Raw genomic sequence first — 14144 nt, forward strand, 5'->3', positions numbered from 1 at the left:
GTCGGAATTGATTGGCGAGGGATCGGTGATAGTTGGTCCGGCCGGAGACCAGGTCCGGCTTCACCTCCTCGATGCGGTTCTCCACGCCGTCCCTTTGGGTAATGATTGCGGCTAGAGCGGATCGTAGGGGGTTTCGCTGTCGAAGGGGCCCATCCAGCCGAGGCCGTGGGCGGCGGGGTTGGCCCGGGGGTACACACCGCTCTTGACCACGGATCGTGCCAAGCGAGCCGCGCCGACGTGACCGTCCACGTAGCCCACCAGTACCCGGCCGGAGTGGCGGAAGTGGAGCGAGGGGTCCATCGAGTAAGGGCTGCCCATCCGGCGGAGCACTTCGTCGGGCGGCTCGAGGAAGGTGTACTCGGCAAGACCTTGGGGACTGCCGATATCGAGGGCACCGTCCGCGAACATCGCCACCTGAGTTGCTCGCGCGATGCTGCCTTCTCTTCGCGACGTGTGATACGCCTCGGGCACGAAGCCCATGTCCCACACGTTGGAGCCAGCTGCGATGTAGTTGTATACGTAGCCGCCCGCGCCGAGGGAGAAGCCGATCTTCGTCGAGAATAGTGGACACTGGCGGAGGAGTCCGCCGTCCTTGAGGTAGGGGACGAGCGGTCCGTCTTCTGGGACGAACCGCCCGTCCGAGCCCCGCACTCCGAACCACCGTCGGCGATTGGTCTCGTACAGGTCCTGTGCAGCGGGAACGTACCTGCCGGTATCGCCTGCGTACATCAGGTTGGCCTGCACGAGTTGCCTTAGGTTGGCAGCGCACTTCGCGTCGTGGCTACGTTGCCGCGCTGATGCAAACACGGGGAACAGGATGCCCGCCAGGATCGCGATGATGGCTATCACCACGAGCAGTTCGATCAACGTGAAAGCCCTTCTGCTATCCACGTCCGCTCGGAGGCACCTCGTTCTTAGATTCGCCGCGGGGTACCGGCGTCGTTGTGAGCAGGCCTTCTGGGTGGACGATGGCGATCGCGTCCACCTCTGTGGACGACGGCCCGAAGATGGGGTGGAAGGAGTTCAGCGCGTGGGTGATGCGCACGAAGTGCACCTCCTTGAGAAAAACGCGCAGACCCGTCACCCAATCCACGGCCCAGTCGAGGTCCATCGCATCGCCGCCCGCGGAAACGGGGTCGATTCCCGGTGTCAGCGGGTCGTCGGGGATGAGAGGGTTACCGGTGTTGTCCGTCGGCGTACAGTCCGCATAGCTCCAGGGCACCTCTGGCTCGAACCAGCCATAGAAGTACGGGTCGAGCGGGAACGGAGGCAACGGGAAGCCGCGGAGCAGGTACCACCGGTCCGCCGCGCTCGGAACGCCGTTGCCATCCACATCCACTCCGACTTCGACGAATCCCGGCTCGCGCCATACCTGCAGCGGGTCTCCGCCCATGTAGAAGGCGTTGCCGAAGATGATGAAGTCCGGTCCGGGGCCGTTTCGGATAGGCCGGTCGAAGCCCACGGTCACGTAGCCTCCCCAGCCGAAGGAGAACAGGTCGCTGTTGTCGGGTACCGACGGTGTTGCGTTAGGCGACGGGTAGCCTAGCACTTTGGTCGCATCCACGTTGTATCCCGGCACGCCATTCACGCCGCTGTAGTCGAACAGCTTGGTTGCGAAGTCGGACGGGCCGAAGATGCCTTGGTACAGGATAGCGAGCGCGGGGAGGATCACCTGCGCTTCCTCATGAGTGCGAGCGCGGGCAGAAGCAAGGCGATGGCTCCCGGCTCGGGTACCGGCGTTATGCCGAAGATGCCACCCACCTCGGTGAACGTGCCGTTCACCAACAGCAACCCCGTACCGGAGAAGGGCTCGAAGCCGGTACCCGTGTAGGCCAAGAAGGTTGGGAATGGCCAGGGGCCGCTAAAAGTACCCAGCGTCTCGCCGTTTATGGTGATGGTGGTGCCCGTCGTAGCGACGAGGTCGCCCTCGGTGTCGAACAGGATGTCCACCACACCGGAACCACCGCCTCCAGCCAACGAGATTGCTCCCAGGTAGCTCCCGTCCGAGGCGAAGCGATGGACTAGACCCGGGTTGCCCATGAAGAAGGGATCGTTGTTATCGGCGACATAGAGAACGTCGTTCAGGAAGGCAACGCCCCCTAGATAGCCGGTGCCTAGGGAGGTGGCGAAGATGGTCGCGGTGCCGGACTGAACATGGTACACCGTCCCGGTTCCCGGATCGGTTGCGCCCGTAGCAAACAATTCGCCGCCGAAACCGAGGGTCAAACCGGAGATGCTCGGAATGGAACCGACCGGAGCCAGCGCCGTGACGGTCGTTCCCACCGAAGCGTAAACGGTGTCCATGTCACCGTTCTCGGCGATGAAAAGGGTGTCGTCGTCTTGCCAGGTCAGCGCCGCCAAGAACTGCCAGTTGTGGCCGCTCGGAGCGGTGATAGTGTAGAGCAGGTTCCGCCCGGGAAGGACGCTGTCGAACACGCGTACCACGGCGCCTCCACCGAAGGCATCTTCGCCCACGGCGAGCTTGCCGGAAGGTGAGACAGCGATGGCGGAACCGTTGATGTCGAGATCGACCGTGCGATAGCCGATTGCAGGGGTGAATGCATTGACCGTAACGGCGACGGCCGCGCATAGCGTGATGGCCAGTACTCGATTCATGGTTCTCCTATGTATCGAGCCGGGCGCCGGTTCGGGAAACGGGGCAAACGAAAACCCCGCTCCTCGCTTTGGGACGGGGTCTGCTAGAGCTGCTGCGCAGTCACCCTCTCAAGCGCGAAGAGGTTACCGTGACCGGCTGCGTGGTGGCGGTCGGGCTGAGCGAGGTTATCGCAACACCGTAGCGGCACTGCGCCGGATTCTCACCGGCTTCCCCGTGGCCACGCAACCCAGCGATTTGCTTGTTGGAATTATCATACCACAAACCTCCTCGCTATGGTCGAGGGTACGGGTTGGGGACTGTGCGAGCCCGCTCGCGCTTTTTCGCTGTCCATCTGGAGGGATGGGGACACTGACAAGGGCAATGCCTCCGTCAGCGAGAGTTTCGCGACACTCGCTCGGAGAAATGAACTTAATCCCCGCCCTCTCCCTCCCGCATGCGCGAGGACGAGCTTCCGCTACATTCCACAAGGGGAAGGCAGGGTCTCTCCGTTACTCGGTCGCCCCAAGGGATGAGAGACAGAAAGAAAGCCGATTGCGCCGTTGGCGATTCTCTTGCATGCTCCGCGTGAGATCACAATCCAGCGTAGCGCTGCAACTCCCGTACGGCGGGACATCCCCAGGGCACGGCTCTCGAATATCTCGCCAATGTCGCAGAGGTCGCCGGACTGCCACCCACAACGTGTATCCGCCTGAGCCGAATTTCGCGAATCGCCGAGCATTTCACTTGACAATTTGTTGACAAACCGGCGGTACTGTGTCAAAATGCCGTTCTCCCGTAGTCCCACCCACCACCGCTGAGGCGACTGAGAGGCTGTCGCCCGACGAAGGACCACGAAAGGTACCAGTCATGACTGAGGAAGGCGTCGTGTTGTTAACCGAAAAGGGCTACAAGCGGCTCAGTGATGAGCTGGCCCAGCTTACCGGCGTCAAGCGTCCCGAGATAGCCGAGCGAATCCGTGCTTCGAAGGAGCAGGGCGAGTTCGCCGACGACAACTCGGAGTTCGAGGAAGCCAAGCGCGAGCAGGCTCTCGTAGAGAGCCGAATCGCCGAGCTCAAGGAATTGCTCAGTTCGGCGCAGAAGCTCTCTATGCGCAACATTCCGACGGACCACGTCGGTATCGGCTCGGTGGTGGTCCTCAGGAACCTGAAGAAGCGCAGCGAGATACTCGAAGTTCGGGTCGTCACCGTGTTCGAGGCCGACCCAGACGAAGGCTCGATCTCCTCGGACAGCCCGTGGGGACAGGCGCTGATGGATCGTGCTGTCGGCGACAAGGTCGTCATCAATGCGCCCGCCGGGCAACTGCACTACGAGATCATCGAAATCAGGAAGAAGTAGGCGAGCCTATGGGCAAGGTGACCGAGGCAGTCGGTGAGAGAGAGGTCCGACTAGCCAAGCTCGCGGCGCTCCGAGAGATGGGGCGTGACCCCTATCGGATCGAACGGTTCGACCGCACACATCTGCTCCAAGAGGTGCACGACTGTTTTGCACGACTCGAGGGCCAGCCCGTTGCGGTTGCGGGCAGAGTGGTGTCGCACCGGTCCATGGGCAAGGTCGCGTTCGTACACCTATCCGACGCGACCGGCAAGCTGCAAATCTATTTCCGCAAGGATGACCTACCCGACGACTGGCCGGTAGTCGAGCAGGTTGACATCGGCGACTTGGTAGGGGTGCACGGCGAACCATTCGTCACGCGAACCGGGGAGCAGAGCGTGCACGCCCGCAAAGTGGACGTGCTGGCTAAGTGCCTGCAGACCCTTCCGCTCGGCAAGGAGAAGGAAGGGCATCAGTGGTACGGATTTCACGACCGAGAACAACGCTATCGCCATCGTCACCTCGACCTGATCGCGAACCGAGAATCCTTCGAGCGGCTCGTCGCCCGTTCTAGGATGGTCTCGGCTGTACGGGCGTTCCTGGACTCTGAAGGATTCTTGGAGGTCGAGACTCCCGTGTTGCAGTACGAAGCGGGAGGAGCGGCAGCGCGTCCGTTCATCACGCACCACAACGCGCTGGGCGTGGACCTCAAGCTCCGCATTTCTCTGGAGCTGTATTTGAAACGCCTGGTGATCGGTGGCATCGAGAAGGTGTACGAGGTGGGTCGGGTGTTTCGCAATGAGGGGATTTCCACCAAGCATTTGCCCGAGTTCACGCTGCTGGAGTTGTATCAGGCGTACGTTCAGCTCGAAGACATCATGACTCTGACGGAGAGATTGTTCCACCACGTAGCAGTCACCTGTTTCGGCGGCCCCGTGGTGAAGGTGGGCGATGCGGAGATTGACTTCTCTAAGCCGTGGCACCGCATGAAGCTGACCGACGCAATCGAAGAGCGCACGGGGGTCGGCAAGGAGGCGTTCGCCTCGTTGGAGAGTGCCAAGAAGGCTGGGGAGTCGCTCGGCCTGGATATGAGCACAGAGACCCTACCCGGCGGCATCATGGAGAAGCTGATGGAGCGGTTCGTCCAGCCGCACCTGATCCAGCCAACCTTCCTGACCGACTATCCGCTCGACACTTCGCCGTTGGCCAAAAAGACGCAGGAGGACCCACGTTTCGTAAGGCGTTTCGAAGGCTTCGTGATGCGCCAGGAGGTGGCCAATGCCTTCAGCGAGCTGAACGATCCGATAGACCAGCGAGAGAGACTGATGCTGCAGGCAGCACAGCGAGAAGCCGGAGACGCAGAAGCGCATCCTTTGGACGAGGAGTTCGTTTACGCAATGGAAGCCGGCATGCCGCCCGCGGGCGGACTGGGGATCGGCCTGGATCGCATGGCCATCGTGCTGAGTGGCGCAGGTTCGATTCGCGACGTAGTGTTCTTCCCCACCCTGCGCCCCGAAGACCAGTCGGACGGCTAGCTCCCCGTGTTACAGCCCGCTGAGAAAGCTGAGGCCTGCACAGTCGCCGATCTCCGTGCGTGACCCGAAGAGGGCCCTGAGTTCGGAGTTGAGCATTCGTTGCCGCTCGTTGGGGGGTGAAGTCGAGGGCACGGCGGCTCAGTCAAAGAAGAGCGGAGTATCGGTGGTGCGGAGGCCGAGTCGCTCCAAGAACGATTCGCCCATCGGCGAGGAGACCCCGAACGCCTCCGCCACGGTCGCCCCGACGTCCGCGAAGGTGCCGCGCGTTCCCAGGTCGCAACCCATAGCCAGCGACGGGCTGTACACCAGTAGCGGTGCGTACTCGCGGCTGTGGTCGGTGCTGGGGGTCGTCGGATCGTTGCCGTGGTCCGCGGTCAGGATGAGAAGGTCGGTCGGGTGCAATCGAGCCATCACATCGCCAAGCATGCCATCGAACTCGATCAGGGCGCGGGCAAATCCCTCCACATTATTTCGGTGCCCGTAGAGCATGTCGAAGTCCTCGAAGTTCGCGAAGATGAACCTAGCATCTCCGTCCAACGCCCGCAGCAGCGCCTCGAGGTGCTCGTGGTTGTTGCGCGAACGCTCGCTGCTGGAGAAGCCACGCTCCGCGAATACTTCTCCCACGACGCCGATGGCATGGCACTTGATGCCTGCCTCGGCAAGTGCGTCGATCACGTTTGGTGGAGCAGGAAGCGGGAAGTCCTTCCGATTACCTGTTCGCGTGAAGCTCGCAGCGCTCGTTCCGACGAATGGCCGAGCGATCACCCGCTGCACGTTGTGGGGCTCCACTAGCATTTCACGGGCGATTCGACAGCACTCGTATAGCCGTTCCAGCCCAAAGGCGTTCTCGTGGGCCGCGATCTGGAATACACTGTCCGCGCTCGTGTACAGAATGGGCCGTCCTGTGCGAACGTGCTCCTCTCCGAGTTGCCTGATGATCTCCGTTCCGGATGCGGCGACGTTGCCTAGCACCCGAGTGCCGATGGCCTTCTCGAATGCTGCCACGAGATCGGCCGGGAAGCCTTCCGGGTAGGTGGGAAAAGGATGCTTCGTATGAATGCCCATCATCTCCCAATGCCCGGTCACCGTGTCCTTACCCATGGATATCTCCTGCAACTTGCCGTAGCACCCGATGGGGTTGACTTCTTTGTGCGGTGAGTAGAGTTGCGTGATGTGGCCCAATCCCAGCGACTGCAGATAGGGCAGCTTCAGACCACCGACCATGCGAGCGGTGTTGGCGATCGTGTCGGGCCGGTTCACCCCGAAATCGCCGAACTGCGCGTAGTCGGGAGCCGCTCCCACGCCGCAGCCGTCCATCACCACCAAGATCACGCGCTGGATAGGCATTACAACTAGATTACCGCTTTGTGCGTCTTCACCTGCAGCACTTTGGGCAGTGCGCGGAGACTCTTCGCGACATTGGGCACAAGCTCCCCGTCGAGTTGGCAGTCGGGCTCGGGACCTTCGAATCGAAGTTGGAATTCCGCTGCTCGGAAGGTCCGGACGCGTTTGCTTCGATGAGCCAGTCCAAGCAGCGCCCAAGCCGCAACGTCCGCCAGCGGCGTGCCGGCCAGGTGTGAAGGTGTCACTACGAATAGGTCCAATAGCCCGTCCGCTAGGCTCGTATCCGGCATCGGCTTTCGCCACCCGGCGTAGCGGGGGCAGTTCACGGCCGCCACCAGCACAGCCTCGTCTTCGTACACACGCTTGCCTTCTGCGTCTATCACCACGCGCCATCGGTGCCGTCGGAACTGTTCGACCGATGCGGCCATTGCAAACGCCATGCGGCCCCACACCGGCTTCCACCCATCGGCGCGGGCGACCACGGCGGCATCCACCCCGAATCCCGCCGAGGCGACGAACAGCCGGTCGCCGCATTCGCCCAGGTCTATGGCCGTCGAGGCCTCGCCCATACAGATCCGCGCCGCGTCGGACGGATCGTGGACCGGGACGAACAACTCCCTCGCGAGCACGTTGCCTGTCCCGGCGGGGATTAGTCCCAGAGCAGCCTCGGAGCCGCGCAGCCCGTTTACAACGGAGTTGATCGTGCCGTCGCCCCCAACCGCCACCACGGTCTGATGGCGCCGAGCGAGCTCCCGAGCCTTGCTCTCGGCTTCCTCGGGGCTCTCGGTGACGACGACTTCCGCCTCCTGAAACAGCCGATGCACCGGGAGATACCGAGCGCGCCGTGCCGCGCGGTTCCAGATCACACCCACGCTCACGGGGGAAGTATAGCGCTCGCACAGAACGCAAAGGGCATGCGACGTATCGCTATCGCTCTTGCCTGTCTAGTCGTCGGGTTCGGGCTCGTCTGCCATGCGGACCTGCCGCCAGGCCTCGCACGGATCGCGCAGGAGGCGGGGCTGCGTCATGCCACCATCGCCATCTATGCGGCCTACGTGAGCGGCGGGCAGCCGTTGCTTGCACACAACCAGGAGCTGCTGCTCGTTCCGGCATCTGGCATGAAGCTGCTGACGACGTCCGCCGCGCTGGACCTGCTCGGGCCCGAATACCGCCACCGGACCGTGTTGCGTGCCGAGTGGGCCGATGGGAAGGGCACGCTGAGCGCGATCGGGGGCGGCGACCCGCTCCTCGACACAACGGACCTCGATGCGATGGTGACGCGGCTATGCGAGGCGGGGATGCCGGACGGGCTGGACGTCACGCTCGACCTCTCGCGCTACGGCGGCGAGACCTTCGCGCCTGGCTGGCAGCTCGACGACCTCGGATACTACTACTTGCCTACCCTTTCGGCGCTCGCGGTCGGGAAGAACGTGGTCGAGGTATTTGTCTCGCCCGGGGACCCGCCGCGAGCTACGGTCGTGCCGCAGTACGGAGAGGTGCGATTCGAGGGCGGCGCCGGACCACTGAGCGTCGTGCGCGAGCCCGGGCGGGATGTGTACGTGGTACGCGGGGCCGTGCCGGCAGGCCACGCGACGGACAAGCCCGTGCAGGCGCTCTCGATTGCCGACCCTACACCATGGGCTACACACTGGCTCCGGTCAGCCCTTGCCCGCGTGCCCGCCGGTAGTCCTAGGCAAGACGGTAAGGCCGAGGTGGTGCATGAGGGCAAGCCCCTCTTCGAGATCGTCCAAGCCATCAACAAGCCCAGCGACAACTTCTTGGCCGAGATGCTGTTTCTGGAACTCGGCTACGCGCGCACTGGGCTGGGCAGCTTTCGGAGCGGGACGGAAGCAGTGCTCGCCTTTGCCCGCAAGGCAGGTCTCGCTTCCGACGCCGTGCGTGTCGGGGACGGCTCCGGGCTCTCGAGGCTCAACCTTGTGACGGCCGGCAGTATGGTAGCGCTGCTCCGCTACGCACCCAGGCAACCTTGGGGCGATGCGTTTCGTGAGTCGATCCCGCTGGCGGGTAAGGAGGGCACGGTGGCCAAGCGACTGAGCGATCTCGTAGGGCGTGTGCGCGCCAAGACCGGGACCATGGGCGGTGCCTGCTCGCTCAGCGGGTACGTGTGGACGAAGTCGGGCCGGGTCGCTGCGTTCTGCATAATAGTCAACCACGGAGACACTGCCGCCGCTCGGCGGCTGCAGGACGAGACGGTGCGTTGGCTGTATCGCGATCAGGAGGCGAGAGAGTGGTTCAAACAGGTGACAGCGCGCCGGACTTCAAGCTCGACACCCAGCAAGGACCGGTGACTCTAAAGGACTTCGCTGGGTCGCCGCTGGTTCTCTACTTCTATCCCAAAGACGACACCTCGGGATGCACGCAAGAGGCGTGCGATTTCCGAGATGCGATGCCGGACTTCGAGCATCTGGGCGTGAAAGTCGTGGGGGTCAGCCCGGACAGCCTAGCTTCGCACGAGAAGTTCGCGAAGAAGCATGGGCTCAACTTCACTCTGGCTTCGGACCCCGACCACAAGGTAGCCGAGAGCTATGGCGTTTGGGTCGAAAAGAGCATGTACGGCAAGAAGTACATGGGCATCGAGCGCTCTACCTTCGTCATTGACGGCAAGGGAGTCGTGCGCGCGGCGTTCCACAAGGTGAAGGTTCCGGGTCACGTGCAAGAGGTGAAAGAAGCACTGGCGAACCTGTAGGTCGTGAGAGAGATACGGGCCATCGAGTGGCGAGGCGACGCCTTGGCCCTGCTGGACCAGCGGTTGCTCCCGCAGCGCGAGGAGTACGTGGTATGCACCGGCTGGCAGCAGGTGCACCAGGCGATCCGGGAGATGGTGGTGCGTGGAGCCCCGGCGATCGGCGTGGCGGGGGCGTACGCTGTCGTCCTGGCCGGCCGTGAGCACGTCGTCGGGTCTCACGAATGGGAACGGGCATGCGACCGCGTTGCAGCGGCGCGACCGACGGCTGTGAACCTACGCTGGGCGGTGGAACGTATGCGTACTGCCGCTTCCTCCGGTCTGGACCTCGTCGAGGCCGCCCACGCCATCCACCGGGAGGTCATCGAGGCGGACAAGGCTCTCTCGCGCTATGGAGCGAAGCTGCTGCCCGAGGGTGTGAAGGTGATCACCATCTGCAACACGGGTGCACTCGCGACCGGCGGATACGGCACGGCGCTGGGTGTGGTGCGTGCAGCTCATGCGGATGGTAAGAGGCCCTTCGTGTGGGTGCTGGAGACGCGTCCAAGACTACAGGGCATGCGGCTAACCGCGTGGGAGCTTCAGCACCTCGGAGTCTCCTTCCGCATTGTCACCGACGGGATGGCAGGCCTGCTGATGCGCCAAGGGCTCGTGGACCTCGCTCTGGTCGGCGCGGATCGGATCGCAAAGAACGGCGACAGCGCAAACAAGGTAGGCACCTACTCTCTGGCTGTACTGTGTAGGGCTCACTCGGTACCGTTCTACGTGGCAGCACCGTGGAGCACCTTCGACCCGGCTGTTGCCAGCGGCGACGCCATTCCGATAGAGGAAAGGGAGCCGGAGGAGATCACGATACTGGCGGGGCAACGACTGGCACCGGAGCGGGTAGAGGTCTACAACCCAGCTTTCGACGTGACGCCTGCCCAAATGATTACTGGGTTCATTACGGAGCGAGGAATTCTCTCCCCGCCATTTTGAGCGCCGATGCAACCGAATCGACGCCGCGACGGTAGGAACATCGGAACGGAACGTGCCGCAATAGGGGGACCACATGGCCGAGACCAAGCTTTTCGAAACCGAACGTAAGAGATTCCCGGGGATGCACCCCGACGCCTTCACCGCTGAAACGGACAAGCTCGCGCTGGACGCCCTTCGCAAGGTACCCATCCTGCCCCAAGTGGTCCGCAAGTTCTACGATCTGGGCATTGACCGTTGGGCCTACTCGTTGAACATGGCGGAGTCTGTCCGCTGCGGGCCCAATCAGTTCAAGACCCCCTACGCCATCATGCGCGAGGCGTGCGCCATTCTAGACGTTCCCGAGCCCGAACTGTACATCAAGTTCAACCCCTGGCCGAACGCGTATACGTTCGGCGTGGAGCGGCCCTTCATCACCGTCCACAGCACGCTGCTGGACGCGCTCTCGGACGAGCAGATTCTGTATCTGATGGGCCACGAACTGGCGCACATCAAGGCCGGACACGTTCTGTACATGACCGTCGCGCGCTGGATTCTGCCGTTGCTCGATGCGCTGGGGCGCATGACGTTGCGGCTCGGCGATGCGGTGTCCATCGGCCTGGTGCTGGCCTTCTACGAGTGGATGCGACAAGCGGAGCTGACGTGCGACCGCGGCGGCCTGCTCACGCTCCAGGACAAGCAGGGCGCGGTGGAGACTATCATGGTGTTGGCGGGCGGTCGCAGCCGGTTTGCGGATGAAATGAATATGGACGAGTTCATGACGCAGGCTCGCATGTATCAGGAGGCCGGGGCGCTCGAGAAGCTGGCAAAGGTGATCGTGTTCCTTCTCCGCACCGCCACCTACACGCACCCGCAGCCGATCTTCCGCGCGCAGCAGCTCGAGCAGTGGTTCGAGGGCGGGGAGTATCAGAAGATTCTTTCCGGCGAGTACCTCGGCGCCCCCGAGAAGGCCGCGGTGTAGCGCCACCCGCGCTGTCCCTACCCGGCCGGTCTGTGATGAATCCTCCGCTGTAGCTGGGGGCTTTCTGCGCTTTCATGCGCCGGCGGCACACGGCAAGGAGGCTTGAGGCGATGCGGCGTAATCGGTTGCGGCTGACGAGAGGGCGCCGCTGCGCTCGACCTACTCTCAAGGAGAGGACGCCATGCTTCTTGCGCCTTGCCTCATATGGATCGCTTTACAGAACGGTGCGCCGATGGAGTGGACACTCGAAGAAGCCCGTGACCGATGGACGCCGATGGTGCGACCCGTGCAGCACGTCGGCATGCCAGGCTACCCCTTCCAAGTGGGGGTGATGTGGGATGGCGCGCTGGTCTTCGGGCCGCTGGAGTTCCTGAGCCTAGGAGTCATGCAGCGCGAGATGGAGCCGCTGGGCGACCACCGGATGCATGTATCGGTGGGTTTTGGAGAGCCGATGCGCCTGCTCGACCGTAAGGGGACGGGCAATTCTCGGTTGCGTCGAGGCTTATTGGACGGCCGCTACCCCATCCCGTGGGTCGAGAGCCGGGACGGCGATCTCGTGTACCGAGAGGAGGTGTTCGCGCATTTTCTCGGACGAGCGCCCGGCCGCAACGAGACCGCGAAGCCCGACGACGTGCTGGTGGCGCAGGTGCGCTTTTCTGCCGCCAACGGCGGCAGCACAGACGCCGTGGCCAGGTTGTGGCTGCACTTTGGTGATATGTCGTCCGTGCGCCTAGGATACAAGGCGAGTCAGGGCGCCGCGCTCGCACCTGCCCTTCCCATTCGATTCGACCCGCCGTTCGGATTGCTCGGCGAGAAGGTACGGTTCGTGCTGCCTAGGCCCGACCATGGCGAGGTGCAGGAGCGCGAGGCCGGCTTGCTTCGGTGGGAGGTGCCGCTCAAACCGGGTGAAACGGCGGACTTTCGCTTGGCCATCCCTTATGGTTTGCTCGACAAGCCAGAGGCACAGCGATTGCTGAAGGAGGACCCGCAGCGGCGACGCGACGAGGTGGTGCGTTACTGGCGGCATATGCAGTCGGGTGCCGGAGAGATCCTCACCCCCGATCCGTTCGTAAACGACTATCTGTCGGCAGTGGTGGGCCAGATGGCGCAGCAGGTGGCTTTCCGCCGCGCATCCGATGTATGGATGTACAAGACCAGCCCCAACCACTATGAGGGCTACTGGCCATGCAACGCCGCGAAGGCCCTCCCGACCTTCGACTACCGCGGGCTCGGCGACCTGAACCGTAGGGTATTGCAGGGCTTCTTGGATCACCAGACCGCAGACGTGGGCGGGTTGGCCCGCAGTGCCATGGGGCAGGGCGAAGCGCTGGCGGGCGAGGGATACGAGGCGATCCACGGCTTCCTTGGGAACTTCGGGGAGTGGACGGCCAACCCGCTACTTCTGAGCCATGGTCTCGGCATGTGGGCGCTAGCACAGCACTACCGAATCACGCGCGACGACAAGTGGCTGCATGGTGGTCAGCATCCACCCCTACAGGCGATGGTGGACGCCTTCGACTGGGTGGTAAAGCAGAGGCGGCGCACAATGCGAGAGGTGGACGGTGAGCGCGTCCCTTATTGGGGCTTGCTACCCGCCGCATCCGCGCACGACTGGCTGGCAGGTAACACCATCTTCAACGACGCCTTTTGCATCTACGGTATGGCGGAGGTGGTGCGTCTGTTGCGTGAGACAGGGCACCCGCGCGCCGAGGAGATGCGTGCCGAGCTAGCCGACTACCGCAAGTGCCTACGCGACCGGTACGCCGAGGCAAGCGCTCGTGCGCGACGAGTGCCCCTGCCGGACGGCACGAGCATCCCCTATGTTCCGCGCATGGTGCAGGAGCTGGACTGGGCGAAGATCGACTGGACATACACCGGATATGGACCGCTCCGGGCCGGCGCGTGGGGCGCGCTGGATCCGTACGACCCACTGGTAACGTGGGCGCTGACTTTCGTGGAAGCCGGGATGCCGAAAGGCGAAGGCCCTTACTTCAACGCACCGGCTCAGAACCCCGACATTGCCGACCGTAACTTCGCCGACATCTCGGATCCCGTGGCGGATAGACACTACCTGCTTCGCCATTGGGTGGAGTACGAGACCATGTGGCCGGTCGGCGCACCATTGTTTCTCGCACGCGACGACCTGCCACGCTTCTTCGAGTGGTTGTTTCACAACCTAGCAGTGGTAGTGCACCGCGACTGGCGAGTGGGTGTGGAGTCGTTGGACGGAGTGCCATCGTGCGCGCCGGGAGACTCGGAGCGGTGGCAGGCCATCCGGGCGATGTTCGTGAACGAGCGCGAGGGGTACGACGGTGGCGAGCAGTCGCTGTGGCTGTTGCAGGCCATCCCTCGCTGCTGGTTGCGACCGGGAATGAAGTTGGGAGTCACCCGGATGGGCACCACCTTCGGTGGTCAGGTAGACATCTCCGCGGAGATGGCCGAGGAGGGGAACTGGCTATCGGTTCACGTGTCTCTGCGTGGGTTAAAGGTGAAGCCGAAGGAAATCGTGCTGCGCCTCCGGTCGGGGGACGGCCGTCCGTTGCGGTTTGCCGAGCTAGCCGGCAAACCTCTACCGGTGCGTGCGGACGACACGGTGCTACTACCCACCGCCCTGTCCGGCGAGTACAAGGTTACCGGCAGGTTCTAAGGTGTTGGAGTGGGGCGGCCCGTCCGGGCCGCCCCACAGTTACGTGGGAC

12 protein-coding genes and 1 riboswitch are annotated in these 14144 nt (G+C 63.3%); of the genes, 7 read left to right on the forward strand and 5 right to left on the reverse strand.

Annotation, left to right across the window (positions count from 1 at the left end; genetic code table 11):
- Nucleotides 1–111: 111 nt before the first annotated feature.
- The 3 genes from HRF45_08995 to HRF45_09005 are packed head-to-tail and all read right to left on the reverse strand — an operon-like array spanning nt 112 to nt 2616.
- The gene (locus HRF45_08995; GenBank protein ID MEP0766659.1) at nt 112–891 is read right to left on the reverse strand and encodes a prepilin-type N-terminal cleavage/methylation domain-containing protein; all 780 of its coding nucleotides are present in this window, start codon (nt 889–891) and stop codon (nt 112–114) included.
- Nucleotides 884–1672 (reverse strand): hypothetical protein, encoded by a 789-nt coding sequence (locus HRF45_09000; GenBank protein MEP0766660.1) that lies wholly within the window; start codon nt 1670–1672, stop codon nt 884–886. The genes HRF45_08995 and HRF45_09000 overlap by 8 nt, the downstream gene beginning before the upstream one ends.
- Nucleotides 1669–2616 carry a hypothetical protein gene (locus tag HRF45_09005; protein ID MEP0766661.1) on the reverse strand — a complete coding sequence of 316 codons (948 nt, stop codon included), beginning with the start codon at nt 2614–2616 and terminating at the stop codon, nt 1669–1671. The genes HRF45_09000 and HRF45_09005 overlap by 4 nt, the downstream gene beginning before the upstream one ends.
- A gap of 127 nt (nt 2617–2743) precedes the next feature.
- Nucleotides 2744–2859, reverse strand: a riboswitch (cobalamin riboswitch).
- Between the two features lie 604 nt (nt 2860–3463).
- Between HRF45_09005 and HRF45_09010 the strand changes: the two genes are divergently transcribed.
- Together HRF45_09010 and lysS are read left to right on the forward strand one after the other, a co-directional pair.
- Entirely contained in the window at nt 3464–3952 is a 489-nt protein-coding gene (locus HRF45_09010) for a transcription elongation factor GreA (protein MEP0766662.1), read from the forward strand.
- Between the two features lie 8 nt (nt 3953–3960).
- Nucleotides 3961–5463, forward strand: coding sequence for a lysine--tRNA ligase (lysS, locus tag HRF45_09015; protein ID MEP0766663.1), 1503 nt, complete (start codon nt 3961–3963; stop codon nt 5461–5463).
- A gap of 138 nt (nt 5464–5601) precedes the next feature.
- On the opposite strand, the gene HRF45_09020 is transcribed toward lysS, so the two are convergent.
- Both HRF45_09020 and HRF45_09025 read right to left on the reverse strand, forming a co-directional pair.
- Nucleotides 5602–6810: a phosphopentomutase gene (locus tag HRF45_09020; protein ID MEP0766664.1), complete on the reverse strand. Its 1209-nt coding sequence runs from the start codon at nt 6808–6810 to the stop codon at nt 5602–5604.
- 5 nt (nt 6811–6815) lie between these two features.
- A complete protein-coding gene (locus tag HRF45_09025) occupies nt 6816–7673 on the reverse strand; it encodes a hypothetical protein (protein ID MEP0766665.1) in 858 nt (285 codons plus the stop codon).
- A gap of 48 nt (nt 7674–7721) precedes the next feature.
- Here HRF45_09025 and dacB point away from each other — a divergent pair, with 48 nt between their 5' ends.
- The 5 genes from dacB (at nt 7722) to HRF45_09050 (ending at nt 14094) form a co-directional block, all read left to right on the forward strand.
- Nucleotides 7722–9116: a D-alanyl-D-alanine carboxypeptidase/D-alanyl-D-alanine-endopeptidase gene (dacB, locus tag HRF45_09030; GenBank protein ID MEP0766666.1), complete on the forward strand. Its 1395-nt coding sequence runs from the start codon at nt 7722–7724 to the stop codon at nt 9114–9116.
- Nucleotides 9056–9514 carry a thioredoxin-dependent thiol peroxidase gene (gene bcp / locus HRF45_09035; protein ID MEP0766667.1) on the forward strand — a complete coding sequence of 153 codons (459 nt, stop codon included), beginning with the start codon at nt 9056–9058 and terminating at the stop codon, nt 9512–9514. Before dacB ends, bcp begins: the two co-directional genes overlap by 61 nt.
- Before the next feature lie 3 nt (nt 9515–9517).
- The gene (mtnA, locus tag HRF45_09040) at nt 9518–10489 is read left to right on the forward strand and encodes an S-methyl-5-thioribose-1-phosphate isomerase (GenBank protein ID MEP0766668.1); all 972 of its coding nucleotides are present in this window, start codon (nt 9518–9520) and stop codon (nt 10487–10489) included.
- A gap of 73 nt (nt 10490–10562) precedes the next feature.
- The gene (locus HRF45_09045; GenBank protein MEP0766669.1) at nt 10563–11447 is read left to right on the forward strand and encodes a M48 family metallopeptidase; all 885 of its coding nucleotides are present in this window, start codon (nt 10563–10565) and stop codon (nt 11445–11447) included.
- A gap of 181 nt (nt 11448–11628) precedes the next feature.
- Nucleotides 11629–14094 carry a hypothetical protein gene (locus HRF45_09050; protein MEP0766670.1) on the forward strand — a complete coding sequence of 822 codons (2466 nt, stop codon included), beginning with the start codon at nt 11629–11631 and terminating at the stop codon, nt 14092–14094.
- Nucleotides 14095–14144: the final 50 nt, after the last annotated feature.

This window comes from Fimbriimonadia bacterium, from assembly GCA_039961735.1.
GTDB lineage: Bacteria > Armatimonadota > Fimbriimonadia > Fimbriimonadales > JABRVX01 > JABRVX01.

What these genes read in the sequence shown, in the direction of transcription:
- HRF45_09050 (MEP0766670.1), top strand. Translation starts at nt 11,629, where the DNA reads ATGCTTCTTGCGCCTTGCCTCATATGGATCGCTTTACAGAACGGTGCG.
- HRF45_09020 (MEP0766664.1), bottom strand. Translation starts at nt 6,810, where the DNA reads ATGCCTATCCAGCGCGTGATCTTGGTGGTGATGGACGGCTGCGGCGTG.
- dacB (MEP0766666.1), top strand. Translation starts at nt 7,722, where the DNA reads ATGCGACGTATCGCTATCGCTCTTGCCTGTCTAGTCGTCGGGTTCGGG.
- HRF45_09045 (MEP0766669.1), top strand. Translation starts at nt 10,563, where the DNA reads ATGGCCGAGACCAAGCTTTTCGAAACCGAACGTAAGAGATTCCCGGGG.
- lysS (MEP0766663.1), top strand. Translation starts at nt 3,961, where the DNA reads ATGGGCAAGGTGACCGAGGCAGTCGGTGAGAGAGAGGTCCGACTAGCC.
- HRF45_09005 (MEP0766661.1), bottom strand. Translation starts at nt 2,616, where the DNA reads ATGAATCGAGTACTGGCCATCACGCTATGCGCGGCCGTCGCCGTTACG.
- HRF45_09010 (MEP0766662.1), top strand. Translation starts at nt 3,464, where the DNA reads ATGACTGAGGAAGGCGTCGTGTTGTTAACCGAAAAGGGCTACAAGCGG.